Raw genomic sequence first — 14,703 nt, 5'->3', positions numbered from 1 at the left:
TCGAGTATCCACCCCGCCCCGGGGGGGTGCTCGTGAGCCCCTTCACAAGGATTGGGCGACCCTCTGCTACACTTCGCCGCCCACGTGACCCAGGTCATGGGCACGAAAGGGAACCACGGCACCGCGGGAAACGTTGTTCACCGCTTGTGAGCTGGCCCTTGACCCTTCGGACAGGGTGGACCACCCGTCCTCTTCATACGGACGCAACGCTCCCGGAACGCGCGCGCGGCACTCACGCGCACCCTCCGGGGCGACCGGTTCCGGCCTGATCGGCCCCAACCGCGACCAACAGGACCCGATTCCTTGTGAAGAAGTTCACGAAGTTTCTCGCGGCGCGTCTCCCAAGGGGTCCCCCGGACGGCCCGGAGGGGCTGGATCGGGGCTCGACAGTGCAGGTGACGATGCGATGGAGCGGGCAGCCGGAGGGGCTGCCCGCCCGGCTACGCCGCGCTCCAGGCGATCCCGTCGAGGATGTCGTGCTCGCTGACGACGACCTCGTGGGCGCCCGTCCGCTCCATCACGGCGAGCAGGACGATCGCCCCCGCGCCGATCACGTCGACCCGGCCCGGGTGCATCACGGGGATCGCGGCGCGCTCCTCGTGGGTGGAGCGGAGCAGATGCTCGGTGATCGCGCGGACCTGGCCGCGGGTGACCCGGGAGTGGTGGATGGCCGCGGAGTCGTACTCCGGCAGTTCCAGCGCGATTCCGGCGAGCGTGGTGACGGTGCCCGCGAGGCCGACGAGCGTGCCGGCGCCCTGGAGCGGCACCGTCGGCTCGACGAGGTCGAGGGCGGCGTCGACGTCCGCGCGGATCGCGGCGGCCCGCTCGTGGCTGGGCGGGTCCATGACGGTCCCGTCCACGGTCAGATGGCGCTCCGTCATCCGTACGCAGCCGATGTCCACGGACCGGGCCGCCTCCACCCGGTCCGAGCCGAGGACGAACTCGGTGGAGCCGCCGCCGATGTCGACGACCAGATACGGCTTCGCCAGGTGGTCGCTGCCCGCCAGTTCCTTGGTGGCCCCGTCGAAGGAGAGCTGTGCCTCCTGGTCGCCGGTGATCACCTCGGGCTCGACGCCGAGGATGTCCCGGACCCCGGCCACGAAGTCGGCGCTGTTCTCGGCGTCGCGGGAGGCGGAGGTGGCGACGAAGCGGATCCGTGTCGCGCCCAGCTCCTCGATGACCGCCGCGTACACGCGGCAGGCGGCGAACGTCCGCTCCAGCGCCTCGGGGGCGAGCCGGCCGGTCCGGTCCACGCCCTGGCCGAGGCGGACGATCGTCATGCGCCGGTCCAGCTCGGTGAAGGAGCCGGTGGCGGGGTCCACGTCGGCGACGAGGAGTCGGATGGAGTTCGTGCCGCAGTCGACGGCGGCGACCCGGCTCACGCGCCCTTCCCCTCGGGGGCGCCGTCCAGGGGGCGGAAGGCGAAGTGGCCGCCGTCGCCCTCGTCCACCGTCCAGCCGTCGCCCTCGCCCTGCGGCACGCAGGGAGTGACGCAGGGGCCCTTGGTCCACCACTCGGGCAGCATCGCGATGGCCTCGTCGCCCAGCGGGTTCACCCCGGGGCCGGCGGCCAGCGAGTGGCCGACCAGGACGTGCAGGCACTTCACCCGGTCCGGCATGCCGCCCGCGCTCGGGAAGCCCTCCAGGACCTCGATGGCGTCGCGGCGGGTGATGTAGTCCTCGTGCGCGGCCCGGTAGGCGTCGGCCAGCTCCGCGTCGGTCTCCAGACGGGCCGTCATCTCCTTCATGACCCCGTTGGCCTCCAGCGTGCCGATCGCCGAGGCCGCCCGGGGGCAGGTCAGGTAGTACGTCGTCGGGAACGGCGTGCCGTCCTCCAGACGGGGCTGGGTCTCCACCACGTCCGGGTTGCCGCACGGGCAGCGGTGCGCGATGGCGCGCAGACCGCGCGGCGGGCGGCCGAGCTGCTGCTCGAACGCGGCGATGTCCGCGTCGGTGGGCTTGGTGGACTCGGTCTGCGGAGGGGGCGTTTCCATGCCTGCCTTGGTTCTGCTCGGAAGCTCGTAGAGGTGGATGTGCGGGTAGGTCAGTCGCGGTCGGCCCGGTCGGCGCCGTCCACGCCGTCCCAGAGGTTCGAGTGCCACGGCCGGTCACTCGCGCCCGACTCGCCGCGGCGGTCCTGGGCCGCGTCGGGGTCGGCCACGGTGTAGCCGGTCTCCCCGGGGAGGACGTAATGGAGGTGCTGGCGGGCCAGCCGCATGATGTACGCGTCGTCCTGGAGCCGCGCCTTCTCGTCCCGCAGCTCCTCGGTGCGCTGCTCCGCCTGCTGGGAGAGCCGCTCCTGCTCGGCGATCTCGTCGCGTTGGGAGACGTACTGCCGCATCGGGTAGGCGAGCGCCACCACCAGGGAGCAGACCACCAGCGCCAGGAACGCGGCCCGGCCGGTGAGCCGGGAGCGGCGGGCCTGCCGGCGGTTCTGGGATCGGTACACGCGGGCCGCGGTCTGCTCGCCGAGCAGTCGCAGCCTGGTCGCGGTGGAGAACCGGTCACGGTCCTTCCCGGCCATGTCTCCCCGCCTCCCCGTTACATACGTCCGTCCCCGCACACGGTACGGGACCGGGTGCGGGGACGGGCGGAGGCTACCGTCTTGACGCTACGGGTCAGCCCTTGAAGCGCGGGAAGGCGGAACGACCCGCGTACACCGCGGCGTCGTCGAGGATCTCCTCGATGCGCAGCAGCTGGTTGTACTTGGCGACGCGGTCCGAACGGGCCGGGGCGCCGGTCTTGATCTGGCCGCAGTTCACGGCGACGGCGAGGTCCGCGATGGTGACGTCCTCGGTCTCGCCGGAGCGGTGCGACATCATGCACTTGAAGCCGTTGCGCTGGGCCAGCTCGACGGCGTCCAGGGTCTCGGTCAGCGAACCGATCTGGTTGACCTTCACGAGCAGGGCGTTGGCGGAGCCCTCCTCGATGCCGCGGGCGAGGCGCTCGGGGTTGGTGACGAAGAGGTCGTCGCCGACGATCTGCACCTTGGCGCCGATGCGGTCGGTGATGACCTTCCAGCCGGCCCAGTCGTCCTCGTACAGCGGGTCCTCGATGGAGACCAGCGGGTACGCGGAGACGAGCTCCTCGTAGTACTCGGTCATCTCGGCGGCCGAGCGGGACTTGCCCTCGAACTCGTAGACGCCGTCCTTGTAGAACTCGGACGCGGCGACGTCGAGCGCGAGCGCGATGTCGCGGCCCGGGACGTAACCGGCCTCCTTGATGGCCTCGACGATGAGGTCCAGGGCGGCGCGGTTGGACTCCAGGTTCGGGGCGAAGCCGCCCTCGTCCCCGAGTCCGGTGGACAGGCCCTTGGTCTTGAGGACCTTCTTCAGCGTGTGATAGACCTCCGCGCCCCAGCGCAGGGCCTCGGAGAAGGACTCCGCGCCGATCGGAGCGATCATGAACTCCTGGACGTCCACGTTGGAGTCGGCGTGCGAGCCGCCGTTCAGGATGTTCATCATCGGAACGGGCAGCAGGTGCGCGTTCGGGCCGCCGAGGTAACGGAAGAGCGGCAGGTCGGACGCCTCGGAGGCGGCGTGCGCGACGGCGAGCGAGACGCCGAGGATGGCGTTCGCGCCGAGCGAGGCCTTGTTCTCGGTGGCGTCCAGGTCGAACATCGCCTGGTCGATGAGGCGCTGCTCGGTGGCGTCGTACCCGACGAGCTCCGGGCCGATCTGCTCGATGACGGCGAGGACGGCCTTCTCGACGCCCTTGCCCATGTAGCGGTTGGGGTCACCGTCGCGAAGCTCAATGGCCTCGAACGCACCGGTGGAGGCGCCGGACGGAACAGCAGCACGGCCCGTGCTGCCGTCGTCGAGGCCAACCTCGACCTCGACCGTGGGGTTGCCGCGGGAGTCGAGGATTTCCCTGGCTACGACGACGTCGATGGACGGCACGAGGCATCTCCTTCTGGGATCTGACACTGGTTGTGCAGGGTCACTGTGGCCTTGCGGCACGAGCCTATCGGGCCCGGCCGCGTCGGCCAGCCGACCGCCCGCCTCCTGGGACGAAAAAGGACCCAAGGGCCTGCATCACGGGACAAAACTCTAGAAATCTACTGAGCGGTAACAACAAGAGGTGAACGAATACGAGTCCACGGGCCTCCGCCTCCCACGAAGAACCCGGCCCGGCGCGCTGGGGGGACGAGCGCGCCGGGCCGGGAAGCCGTGCGAGGGGAAGTGCCGCCGGACGCTTCCCCTCCGGGGAGGAGAGACGGCGATTACTTCAGGTGGAGCTGCTGGCCCGGGAAGATCAGGTCCGCGTCCTTGACGATGTCGTCGTTGAGGTCGAAGAGCTTGCTCCAGCCGCCCTTGACGCCCTCCGCCCCGGCGATGGTGCTCAGGGTGTCGCCGGCCTCGACCTTGTACTCGCCGTCGCCCTTCTGGACCTTCTCGCCGGTCGGGGTGGTGACGGTCTTCTTGCTCTCGGCCTTCTTCTCGGCCTGCGGAGCGGTGCGCTGCTCGGAGCGCGTGGTGGGCTGCTCGGCCTGGCGCTCGGGCTGGGCCTGCTCGGGCTTGCTCTCGCCGGAGCCGGAGCCGGTGTTCACGCCCGGGTCCACACCGTCGTTGGTGAGGCCGCCGGCGCCAGCGCAGGCCCAGGCGCCCGGGCCCTGCAGGTCGAGAAGCTTCTCGGCGGTGGCGATCTGCTGGTCCTTGGAGGCCAGGTCGGCACGGGAGGCGTACTGCGTACCGCCGGCGGCGGCCCAGCTGGACTGCGAGAACTGCAGTCCGCCGTAGTAGCCGTTGCCGGTGTTGATGGACCAGTTGCCACCGGACTCGCACTGGGCGACGGCGTCCCAGGTCTCGACGGAGGCGGCGGAAGCGTTGGTCGCGCCCATCAGCGGGACGGCGATGGCGGCGCCGGTGACACCCGCGAGGGTGGCGATGCGGGTGGCCTTGGACGGGCGGCGGTGCTTGCCCTTGCTGTTCAGCAGCATGGAACGAATCTCCTCACCGACGCCTACGAGGTGAGCTGTCGGGTTCGGGCTGATGAGTTGCCCGGTCGCACGGTGCTGCTCGCGACTTCACCCCAAGCCGTTCCCGTACGTCCTCGTCGGTCTCGACGAGGCGTCCGGACCCGGCGGCCTACCTGGGTCCCCCGCTCCTGCCTACGGCGCTTACGCGTCTGTTCCCTTCGACCGACGGCAGGATTCGGCGTGACGGTCGACGGGGCCCGCGGTGCGAGCGGTTCCGACCGTAAACACAGGCAACCCCGACATTCAAAGATGGACATAGGGGGCAATCAACCCGAACTCGCGGTGGCCTGCGGGCCGTTTCCGCAGGTGGGGGGCGATACGCCCGGACCGGCCGGACGAAAAGCGCCAGTTGAAGCAAAGAGACCCATGTCTCACTTACGCAAAAGTGGACATAGGTCTCTTAACTGCCCCGATTTTCGGGGGGTTTTCCCGAATTCGATCAGTTGGCGGCGGGCGCCCCGGCGGACGCCCCGGCACCCTCCGGCGCCGCCTTGTCCGCACTCTTGTCCGCGCTCCTGTCCGCATCCCGGTCCAGGCCCAGTTCCAGGTTCTGGCCGGGCAGGATCAGGTCCGGGTCGGAGCCCAGGAGGCCCTTGTTCGCCTCGTACAGGCCGGTCCAGCCGCCGGGGATCTCCTGCGCGTCGGCGATCGCCCAGAGGTTGTCGCCGGGCCGCACCGTGTACCCGCCGGAGGCCGCAGCGCCGCCGTCCCGCGCGTCGCCGTCACCGCGCGAGGCGTGCCGGCCGGATTCGCGGGGGCCGTCCGTCCGGCCCGCGTCGGCCTCCTCGGGCGCGGGGGCGCCCCGGTGCTTGCCCGCCCTGCCGTCCTCGCCCGCCGAGGCGTCGGGGACCGTGGAGGGGTCCGAGGCGTCGGGGGCGGGCGGGACGGAGGGCGTCACCGAGGAGTCGGGGCGCTCACTCCCCTTCTCCGCGCCACCACTGCCACCCTTGTCCGCCTCGTCACCCTTCTCACCCTTGCCGGATTCATCAGCTTCTCCGGACTTGCCGGATTCACCCGTTTCGCCGGGTGCGTCCGCTTCACCGGTCGGGCCGGTCGTCGGGTCGGCCGAGGGGTCCGCCGACGGATCGGCGGACGGGTCCGCGGACGGCGAGGTGCCCGGGTCGACGCCCGGCAGGCCGCCGTCCAGTGCGAGGCCGGAGATGACGGCGCAGCTGGGCCACGCCTTCGGGCCCTGGTCGTCCAGCACCTTCTCGGCCACCGAGATCTGCTGCGAGCGGCTGGCGAGGTCGGCGCGGGGTGCGAACGCCGTCCCGCCGTACGCCGACCAGGTCTCCTGCGAGAACTGGAGCCCGCCGTAGTAGCCGTTGCCGAGATCGGCGCTCCACATGCCGCCGCTCTCGCACTCGGCGACCCGGTCCCAGGTGGTGGCCTCGGCGGCCTGCGCGCCGCCTGCGCCGAGCAGCGGGATGGCGATGGCCGATCCCGTCACGCCTGCGGCGACGATGATGGCGGGTGCCTGACGAGGGCGGCGGTGTCTGCCGTTCGCGGAGCCCATGGGTATGCCTTCCGTGCGACTGACAAGCGAGTGACCTGGGCGCCGCGCAGCGGATTCCGTGCCGGACTCCGTGTCTGCTTCGGCGCACAGGTGACGCGTGAGCAAGGTGCGACCGACGCGTCGAACCGTGAACCTAGCGGGACTCGAACGTGTGTCACAAGTCGATGCAGCGCAGATCACGTGAAAGTCACAGAGTTGACACTGTGTCACTTTTTTCGGATCGGCTACCCGGTTCGAACTCGACCGGAAGAGTGCGCAGACCACGCATGATGAGCCCGCCACGCCAGCGCAAATCGCCAGCTTCTCCTGCAAGTCGCAGGTCAGGAAGGCGTCTCAACAGCGTGGCCAGCGCGGTCTGGCCCTCCAGCCTGGCCAGCGGCGCTCCCAGGCAGTAGTGGATGCCGTGCCCGTATCCGAGGTGCTGATTGTCACGCCGTGCAAGGTCCAGGGTGTCCGGATCCGTGAACCGCTCCGGGTCGCGGTCGGCCGCCGCCAGCACCACCAGCACGGGATCCCCGGCGGCGATCTCCTCGCCGCCCAGGGTCAGCGCCTCGGTGGCGTACCGCCAGGTCGCCATCTCGACCGGCCCGTCGAACCGGAGCAGTTCCTCGATGCCGGTGGCGAGCAGCGCGTCCTCCCCCGCCGCCAGGGAGGCCTCCAGCCGGGCGCGCTGCTCGGGGTGGCGCAGCAGCGCGTAGGTCCCGTTGCCGATGAGGTTGACCGTCGTCTCGAACCCGGCGAACAGCAGGATGAACGCCATGGCCGCCGCCTCGTTCTCCGTGAGGTGCTCGCCGTGGTCGCTGGCCCGGATCAGTCCGGAGATCAGGTCGTCGCCCGGGTTCTCCCTCTTGCGGTGGATGAGTTCGGCGAGGTAGCCGCGCATCTTCTTCACCGACCGGGCGACCCCGCCGCGCGGCCCGCCGCCGTGCCGGATCATCATGCCCGCCCAGTCCCGGAAGTCGTCCTGGTCCTCGCGGGGGACGCCGAGCAGGTCGCAGATGGCGTAGATGGGGAGCGGGAAGGCGAAGTCGTGGATGAGGTCGGCGTTCCCCTTCTCCACGAAGTCGTCGATGAGCCGGTCCGTCAACTCCTGCACGCGGGGCGCGAACTCCGCGACCCGGCGCGGGGTGAACGCCTTGGACACGAGCCGGCGCAGCCGGGTGTGGTCCGGCGGGTCGATATTGAGCAGATGCGTCATCAGCTCCGCCTTGCGCTCCCCCGGGATCCCCGTCTTCCCCTTGGCGTGCGGCGACTCGGCGTGGTTGGCCGGGTTCTTGGAGAGCCGCGCGTCGGCGAGCGCTTCCTTGGCGTCCCCGTACCGCGTCACCAGCCAGGCCTCGACCCCGCTGGGCAGCGAGGTGCGGTGCACCGGTCGGTGCTCACGGAGCCAGGCGTAGGCCGGGTAGGGGTCGGTGGCGAACTCCCAGGTGAAGAGTTCCGGGGCGGGGGCCGCCGGGACGGCCCCGCTCGGGGCGGTGCTGTGGGGGCAGGCGGAGGGCTCGGGGGTGCGTGGGGCGGGGCTGTCGTTCACTCCTTGACGGTATCGGTCGGCAGACCGACGTCTTCCCGCAGCTTCCCGGCGCGGTTCGTCCCGCCCTCCGCCGCCACGATCGCGTCGCGGTAGGCGCGGGCGGCGGCGCGCAGGGCGGCCTCCGGGTCGGTGCCGTTCGCCTCGGCGGAGACGGCGAGGGCCAGGAGTTCGTAGCCGATGGTGTCGCCCGTGGGGAGGGGGACATCGAGATCCGCCGTACGGACGCGGCTCGCGAGCTTCGCTGCGAGGGCCAGGCCGGGCTGGCCGAGGGGGACGCCTTCGGTGACCGACGTGCGCTGCTTCTCGATCGCCTTGGTGCGCAGCCAGTGCGCGTGGACGTCCTCGGGGGTCTCGGCGCTCTCGTCCCCGAAGACGTGCGGGTGGCGGTGGATCAGCTTCTCGACCAGGCCGCCCGCGACATCGTCGATGGCGAAGGGCTCCGCCCCGTCCTCCGGGCGGCCTTCCTCGGCGATCCGCGCGTGGAAGACGACCTGGAGCAGGACGTCGCCGAGTTCCTCGCGCAGTTCGTCCCGGTCGCCGTCCTCGATCGCCTCGACCAGCTCGTACGCCTCCTCGATGGCGTACTTGGCGAGGCCCCGGTGCGTCTTCCGCGAGGTCCAGGGGCACTCGCGGCGGATGCGGTCCATGACCTGGACCAGGTCCAGCAGGCGGGCCCCGGGCAGGTCGTAGGAGCCGGGGAGCAGTTCCAGGTCCGGCATGGCCACCCGGCCCGAGCCGCCGAGCCGGGCCAGGCCGTCCGTCAGGCGGCTGTCGCCCTCACCCCCGACCAGGACGACGACGGTCCGGCCGCCCGCGCAGTCGGCGACCAGTTCGTCGGCCGAGGGCGTGGCGTGCTCGACGCTTACGCCCGCCTCGCGGAGATAGGGGAGCTGCGGGTGGTCCGGGCCGGCGACGAGGACCCGGTCGGCCGCGTGCAGCGTCTGCCAGGCCGGCCAGGACAGCAGGCCGGGCGCGACCCGGTGGCTGGCGGTGAGCAGGACGACCCGGCCGGGGTCCGCGGGGGTCTCGACGGGGGCGTCGGGGGTTTCGGCGTTCACTCTGCGAACCTACCTCCGGCCCCGGGCCCCCGACCCGCCGGTTCAGGCACGCGCCGGTTCAAGCGCCGCCGGTTCAGGCACCCGCCGGGGAGTCCTTCGGCGCGAACTCGGTGACCTGGGTGATCCAGGGCGCGCTGTAGTTGCCGAGCTGCATCTTCTGGTCGTCCCAGGTGCCGAAGCGCGGGTTGACGTCGATGTCGAGGGCCTTCGACGCCTTGGTGAGGGCCTCGCCGACGACCTGCTGGCCGGCCGGTGTGCCGAGGTCCGCGCCGAGCGCCTCGGCCAGCTTCGGGAGCTGGACCTCCTGGCGCATGTCGGTGTCGATCTGGTCCGGGGCGACCCAGCGCTGCTGGAGCATCATCGCCTCGAACCGCTTCTCGCCGCCCTGCTGGGCGCCGCTGGCCCTCCGCATCTCCTGGATCTCCTTGCGGGTGACCTTGACCCCCGCGTCCGCGGCGGCGCGGTCGAGGATCCGGCCGAAGATCAGCCCGTGCAGCTTGGCGCGGTTGAGCTGGCCCGACTTGTTCACCAGCTGGTCGGCCTCCGGGGAGCTCTCCTGGGCGCTGCGGACGTCCGCGGCGCGGTCCTGGACCGTCGACACCTCGATCCGCTCGCCGCCCACGACGGCCGCGGCGCCGGGGTGGGACTGGTTGCCGCAGGCCGTAAGGAGCGGCGCGGCGACGAGGGTCGCGGCGAGGACGGCGAGCGCGGTGCGACGACGGCGGTGCAAAGGAGCCTCCCGGGGAGAGTTTGTGCATCAGTGCACAAAGCCTTGCGGTGATCGATGTTAGGCAGTGGAGGTGGCCGGTGCCACTGATTCGACCAACGATTCGGGAGGAGTTGGGGATGTGGTCGGGAAAGCGGTCGGGAGAATGGTCGGAAAAGCGGTCGGGAAGGTGTTCCGGCAGGGGCGGTTACGGGGGTGCTGTCAGCCCCCGCGGACGTCCCGCTGGTGGCTGAGCAGGCGGCGCAGGTCCATCGGCAGCGGGTGGTGCGGCCCGTAGGTGCGCTCGGCGTCGTACAGCAGGGCCTGGAGCTGTGCCCGGCCCGCGGTGTGGTCGCCGACCGCCAGGAGCAGTTGCCCGATGCGGTGCCGGATGTCGAGTGCGCGGCCGGGGTCGGAGGCGATCGGCCCGTAGGCGTTCTCGTAGTACGGGAGTACCGCGCGGTACTCGACCAGCGCGGCCCCTGCCTCACCGAGCTGTTCGAGGCACTGGGCGGCGTCGTAGCGGAACTGGAGGGCCTGCGCGTCGGCCCGGCCCGCTTCGGCGGTGCGGTCCTCGGCGAGGCGTCGCAGCTCGGGCAGGGCGCGGCGGTACTGCCCGTCGTCCATCAAGGTCGCCGCGTACTGCTTGCGCAGGATGCGGACGACCGGCGAGTGCTCGCCGTGCTCGGCCGCGGCGGCCGGGAGCGTGGCACCGAGGACGTCCACGGCCTGGGTGATCCGGCCCTCGCCGAGCAGCCTCTTGACCTCGTCCACGGCCCGCGCGACGTCCGGCCGGGCGGGCGGCGGGGTGCTCCGCGGCAGGTGGGCGGGGCGCGCGGGGGTCGGCGCGACGGCCGGAGGCGGGGTGAAGGAGGGCGGGGCGCCGAGGGAGGGCGGCGCCGCGGCGAAGACGGCGGGTGCGGGCACGGAGGCCGGGGTCGCGACCCGGTCCGGCCAGGGGGCGTGCGGCCGCAGGAACGGGCGCGTCGGGTCGAGCGGCCCGACGGGGGTCCCGTGCTTCGGGAGCAGCGGGGCCAGGTCCTCGTACACCTCCTGGGCGGAGGCGGGCCGGTCCTGGGGGTCCTTGGCGAGGAGCCGCAGCACGAGGGCCTCCAGCGCGACGGGGACCTCGGGGCGGGTCTCGCGGACCGGGAGCGGGGGCTCGTAGAGGTGGCGGTGCAGGACGCCGAGCGCGGTGGACCCGGCGAACGGCACGTCACCGCTGAGGAGTTCGTGCAGGAGCACACCGAGGGCGTACAGGTCGGTGTACGGGCCGACCGCGCCGCCCATCGCCTGCTCGGGGGCCATGTAGGCCGGGGAGCCGATGGGTGAACCGGTGTGCGTGAGGCGGGTGGTGTCCGTGTCGAGGACGGAGGCGACGCCGAGGTCGAGCACGGTGACGGTGCCGTCGGGACGGACCATCACGTTCCGGGGCTTGAGGTCGCGGTGGACGATCGGCACCGCGTGCACCGCGCAGAGGACCGCGCAGAGCTGGGCGGCGACCGCGACGGCCCACGGCCAGGGGTAGGGGCTGCTCTCGGCCAGGTGGTCGGCGAGGTCGGAGCCCTCGACGTACTGCATGACGAGGTAGAGGTCGTCGTCGTCGCTGCCCGCGTCGTGGACGGTGACCAGGCCGGGGTGGTCGACCTGCGCGGTGACCCGGCACTCGCGGACGAACCGGCGGCGCAGTTCGTCGGCCGCGTCGCTGCCGGTGGGCCCGGCGACCCGGTCGGGGCGCAGCAGCTTCACGGCGACACGGCGGTCCAGGCGCCGGTCGTAGGCCGTCCACACCTGACCCATGCCGCCCTGGCCGAGGATGGTCGCCAGTTCGTACCGGTCGGCGATGATCCGCCCGCTCACCGGCCCTCGCCCTCCTTGTTCTCCTTGCGCAGGTAGTCGCTCAACTCGTCCAGCTCGGCACGGACCTGGTCGAGGCGCTGGGGCGCGGGGGTGGGCGTGGGCGGCGGGGTCTGCACGGTGTACGGGTTGGGCTGCGGGTGCGGCTGGTGCTGGTGCGGCTGGCGCTGACTCTGCCGCTGGTGCTGGTGCGGCTGGTGCTGCGCGGGGTGCTGCTGGTACAGGAGCGGTGCGGAGTGCCCGGGAGCGAGGTACGGGGCCGTGGGGCCGAGGGCGTTGTAGTGGCGGATCTCCGCGTACAGGTAATAGGTGATCACCCCGGCCAGCAGGGCGACGATCCAGACCATCATGAACAGCGCCGCCGCGTCCGACATGTCGTCGGGGTCGTCGGGTGTGTCCATGATGAAGGCGAACAGCGCGACGTTGAGGACGATCACGACCGCGAGCAGCACCCAGTCGCGCGGCCTGCGGGTGACGAACGCCAGCCGCAGCATCGCCACCCAGCCCAACAGGCCGCAGCTCAGCACGGTCACCGCCACGAGGATCACGCGCACCGTCGTGAGCGTCGCCGGGGACGGCCGGGAAGTCGTCTGCTGCTGCGGCGTCGGGCCGTAGCCGTGCATGTGCTGCTCCTGGGACGCGTATGTCGGACGTGTGGGGTGAGCGTATACACCTCCACCGACCGGGCGACCCCGGGTTGTACCCGACGTTCTGCCGGACCGCTGCGGTTCACCGCGCCCGCGCGGGCCCGCCCTCCCCGGTCACCCGGCCGCCGCCGGGGCTCCACCGGTGAAGTCCACCTCGGCCGCCGGCAGTACGCGCACCCGGCGGCCCGGGAAGCGGAGGTTGCGGTAGATCTCGTTGTGGTGCGCTACGGACGCCTCCGGCGCGGCGTACGGGCCGGGGCCGGGCCGGACGGAGGTGGTGTGCCCGTCCGCGACGAGGACCACGTCGTACCCGCGGCTCAGCGCCTGCCGGGCCGTGGACTCGACGCAGATCTCGGTGGCGAACCCGGTGACGACGACCTCGGTGACCCGCCGGGCGCGCAGGACCGCGTCCAGGTCCGTGTCCAGGAAGCCGTCCGGGGCGGCCTTGTGCACGACCGTCTCACCGGGGGCGGGGGTCAGTTCGGGCACGATCCGCCAGCCCTCGGTCCCGGACACCAACTCCTCGTCCCGCTGCTGCACCAGCACCACGGGCGCGCCGGTGGCCCTGGCCCGCCGCTGGAGACCGGCGATGGCCGCGACGGTGCCGGAGGCCCGGTACGCCATCGCCACCAGGGCGTTCTGCATGTCGATGACGAGAAGAGCCGGGGCGGGCGCGGGCGTCGCGGCGTGCGCGGGCGTCGCGGCGGGCGCTGTGCCCGGGCGGACGGACCTCGCGGCGGTCGCCGGGCCCGGCCCTTCGGGCTCGGGCGTCACAGTTGGTGCCGCACCCAGACGTTGGGCTCGACGTAGACCGCGTAACCGTGCGCGAGCGCGCAGTGCACCGGCACGAGCGCCCCCGGCACCTCCACCGGACCGTCCGTGTCGAACGGCAGCCCGGTCCACTCCCGCCACTGGGCGAGCGAACCGCGCACGGTCATCGACACGGTGGCGACCGAGTCCACCTTCCCGCCCGCCCGGGCGTGCACCCGGAGCCAGGGGTCCTCGGGCAGCCCGTCCTCGGCCCGGGTGAGCCGGGCGTACTCCTCCATCGGCAGGCCGGACCGCAGGTGCTTGCCGTTCGGGCGCACCGGGGCGACGACCTGGCCGAAGCCGTGCCGTCGCGCGTTGTCGCGCATCGCGGCGAGCATCCGGCCCGATATCCCCTTGCCCAGATGGCCGGTGGCCACCGTGATGTCGATCGCGCTGACCGTGTCGGGTGTGTTCCCGCGCCGCAGGTCCGAGAACGCCCACAGCAACACCTGGTCCCAGCCGCCGACGGGCAGTTCGCCGCGCCCGGGGGCGTCCAGCAGGAAGGGCACGCTGAACGCGCGCGCGACCACGACGCCCTCGGGGTCGGTGGCGACCAGCACGTACTGCGGGAACTCGACGGCGATCCGCGGGAAGTTCGCCCAGCCGACGAGGTCCTCCAGGATGAAGTCCGGCCAGGTGTCCGGCATCCGGTCAAGGGCACCGGCCAGCTCCGGGCGTTCGGCGAGGGTGGTGATGTTCAGCTCCATGCGCGCGACCCTAGACAGCCTCTGCGGCTGCCACCAGCGAATATCGGCACGGGACCACCGTTCACGCCTGGCGCGATCCGGCCGGGACCGGCTGTCGGAACGGGCCGGAACCGGCTGCCGGAACTGGCGGTATCCGGCCGGAACCATGAGGTGTCCATGTCGCGTCCCCACCCGTGACTTCGCACCCCGTGCGCCACTCGTCGAGGAGCAGAACCATGACCCAGCCCGGCACCGCACCGCCCCGCCCCCGGAGAGCCGCCGGGTGCCTCCAGAGCATCGTCGTGCTCGCGGTGATCCTCGGCCTGGGCTACGGGGCGTCCAAGATCTTCGGTGACGACTCCTCGAAGAGGTCCTCGAACTCCTCCTCGTCCTCGTCCGCTTCGGACGGCAAGGGCGGCTCGTGGGAGATCGGTGACTGCGGAGGCCCGGACCCGGAGAACAAGCCGGACGGCTACCGCGCCTTCGACTGCGACGAGTCGGGCGCGACCTTCAAGGCCCTGAAGATCGAGGACGCGAGCTTCCTGCCCAACGCGATCCAGTGCCCGGCCGGTACGGACCTGATCATCCAGGTCTCCCGGGTCTTCGGCTCCGGCGACGACAAGAAGGGCGGCGGCATCCCGACCAACACGGTCTGCGGCCGCAACCTGACGGGTGACCACCCCGGCGACGCGGGCGCCGGCGGCGGCCAGCTCGTCGAGGGCGACTGCATCTCGGCGACGGCCAAGGAGATCGCCTGCGCCTCGGCCGGGGCGGAGGACTTCAAGGTCCTCGGCCTCGTCAAGGAGAAGACCGAGTGCCCGGCGGCGACCACGGAGCCGATGCAGCTGATGATGGCGATGGGCCGCCCGTACGACGTCATCTGCGGCGGCAAGGCCTGAGACCCGCCCGCTCCCG

At 72.0% G+C, this 14,703-nt stretch carries 14 protein-coding genes and 1 riboswitch; of the genes, 1 reads left to right on the top strand and 13 read right to left on the bottom strand.

Annotation, left to right across the window (positions count from 1 at the left end; genetic code table 11):
- Positions 1–440: 440 nt before the first annotated feature.
- The 13 genes from ACIRJT_RS13205 to ACIRJT_RS13145 all read right to left on the bottom strand — a co-directional run bounded on the left by ACIRJT_RS13205 (position 441) and on the right by ACIRJT_RS13145 (position 13,809).
- Complete coding sequence (locus ACIRJT_RS13205) at positions 441–1,382, bottom strand: exopolyphosphatase (RefSeq protein ID WP_403908090.1); 942 nt, start codon at positions 1,380–1,382, stop codon at positions 441–443.
- Entirely contained in the window at positions 1,379–1,993 is a 615-nt protein-coding gene (locus ACIRJT_RS13200; RefSeq protein ID WP_403908088.1) for a DUF501 domain-containing protein, read from the bottom strand. The genes ACIRJT_RS13205 and ACIRJT_RS13200 overlap by 4 nt, the downstream gene beginning before the upstream one ends.
- Positions 1,994–2,043: 50 nt before the next feature.
- A complete protein-coding gene (locus ACIRJT_RS13195; protein WP_403908086.1) occupies positions 2,044–2,523 on the bottom strand; it encodes a septum formation initiator family protein in 480 nt (159 codons plus the stop codon).
- A gap of 94 nt (positions 2,524–2,617) precedes the next feature.
- The gene (eno, locus tag ACIRJT_RS13190; RefSeq protein WP_007456034.1) at positions 2,618–3,898 is read right to left on the bottom strand and encodes a phosphopyruvate hydratase; all 1,281 of its coding nucleotides are present in this window, start codon (positions 3,896–3,898) and stop codon (positions 2,618–2,620) included.
- 323 nt (positions 3,899–4,221) lie between these two features.
- Complete coding sequence (locus ACIRJT_RS13185) at positions 4,222–4,938, bottom strand: transglycosylase family protein (RefSeq protein WP_403908083.1); 717 nt, start codon at positions 4,936–4,938, stop codon at positions 4,222–4,224.
- Positions 4,939–4,943: 5 nt separating this feature from the next.
- A riboswitch (cyclic di-AMP (ydaO/yuaA leader) is annotated at positions 4,944–5,127 on the bottom strand.
- 289 nt (positions 5,128–5,416) lie between these two features.
- Positions 5,417–6,493 carry a transglycosylase family protein gene (locus ACIRJT_RS13180; RefSeq protein WP_403908081.1) on the bottom strand — a complete coding sequence of 359 codons (1,077 nt, stop codon included), beginning with the start codon at positions 6,491–6,493 and terminating at the stop codon, positions 5,417–5,419.
- A gap of 187 nt (positions 6,494–6,680) precedes the next feature.
- The gene (locus tag ACIRJT_RS13175) at positions 6,681–8,024 is read right to left on the bottom strand and encodes a cytochrome P450 (RefSeq protein WP_403908079.1); all 1,344 of its coding nucleotides are present in this window, start codon (positions 8,022–8,024) and stop codon (positions 6,681–6,683) included.
- Complete coding sequence (locus tag ACIRJT_RS13170) at positions 8,021–9,082, bottom strand: nucleoside triphosphate pyrophosphohydrolase (RefSeq protein ID WP_403908077.1); 1,062 nt, start codon at positions 9,080–9,082, stop codon at positions 8,021–8,023. The genes ACIRJT_RS13175 and ACIRJT_RS13170 overlap by 4 nt, the downstream gene beginning before the upstream one ends.
- A gap of 73 nt (positions 9,083–9,155) precedes the next feature.
- Positions 9,156–9,812: a SurA N-terminal domain-containing protein gene (locus ACIRJT_RS13165; RefSeq protein ID WP_403908075.1), complete on the bottom strand. Its 657-nt coding sequence runs from the start codon at positions 9,810–9,812 to the stop codon at positions 9,156–9,158.
- 198 nt (positions 9,813–10,010) lie between these two features.
- Positions 10,011–11,648, bottom strand: a complete 1,638-nt coding sequence (locus ACIRJT_RS13160) for a protein kinase (protein WP_403908073.1) — start codon at positions 11,646–11,648, stop codon at positions 10,011–10,013.
- Positions 11,645–12,268, bottom strand: a complete 624-nt coding sequence (locus tag ACIRJT_RS13155) for a hypothetical protein (protein WP_403908071.1) — start codon at positions 12,266–12,268, stop codon at positions 11,645–11,647. Before ACIRJT_RS13155 ends, ACIRJT_RS13160 begins: the two co-directional genes overlap by 4 nt.
- A 138-nt stretch (positions 12,269–12,406) precedes the next feature.
- Positions 12,407–12,943, bottom strand: a complete 537-nt coding sequence (locus tag ACIRJT_RS13150; RefSeq protein WP_403908253.1) for a cysteine hydrolase family protein — start codon at positions 12,941–12,943, stop codon at positions 12,407–12,409.
- Between the two features lie 119 nt (positions 12,944–13,062).
- The gene (locus ACIRJT_RS13145; protein ID WP_403908069.1) at positions 13,063–13,809 is read right to left on the bottom strand and encodes an N-acetyltransferase; all 747 of its coding nucleotides are present in this window, start codon (positions 13,807–13,809) and stop codon (positions 13,063–13,065) included.
- A gap of 215 nt (positions 13,810–14,024) precedes the next feature.
- Here ACIRJT_RS13145 and ACIRJT_RS13140 point away from each other — a divergent pair, with 215 nt between their 5' ends.
- Positions 14,025–14,687 (top strand): hypothetical protein, encoded by a 663-nt coding sequence (locus ACIRJT_RS13140; RefSeq protein WP_403908067.1) that lies wholly within the window; start codon positions 14,025–14,027, stop codon positions 14,685–14,687.
- Positions 14,688–14,703 lie beyond the last annotated feature (16 nt).

Source organism: Streptomyces sp. NPDC102283, from assembly GCF_044766265.1.
In the GTDB taxonomy this organism is placed as follows: Bacteria; Actinomycetota; Actinomycetes; order Streptomycetales; family Streptomycetaceae; genus Streptomyces.
This window is presented reverse-complemented; position numbering and strand designations above follow the sequence as displayed.

Coding starts and splice junctions, on each gene's coding strand:
- ACIRJT_RS13195 (WP_403908086.1), bottom strand. CDS start 2,523: ATGGCCGGGAAGGACCGTGACCGGTTCTCCACCGCGACCAGGCTGCGA.
- ACIRJT_RS13200 (WP_403908088.1), bottom strand. CDS start 1,993: ATGGAAACGCCCCCTCCGCAGACCGAGTCCACCAAGCCCACCGACGCG.
- ACIRJT_RS13185 (WP_403908083.1), bottom strand. CDS start 4,938: ATGCTGCTGAACAGCAAGGGCAAGCACCGCCGCCCGTCCAAGGCCACC.
- ACIRJT_RS13145 (WP_403908069.1), bottom strand. CDS start 13,809: ATGGAGCTGAACATCACCACCCTCGCCGAACGCCCGGAGCTGGCCGGT.
- ACIRJT_RS13140 (WP_403908067.1), top strand. CDS start 14,025: ATGACCCAGCCCGGCACCGCACCGCCCCGCCCCCGGAGAGCCGCCGGG.
- ACIRJT_RS13155 (WP_403908071.1), bottom strand. CDS start 12,268: ATGCACGGCTACGGCCCGACGCCGCAGCAGCAGACGACTTCCCGGCCG.
- ACIRJT_RS13180 (WP_403908081.1), bottom strand. CDS start 6,493: ATGGGCTCCGCGAACGGCAGACACCGCCGCCCTCGTCAGGCACCCGCC.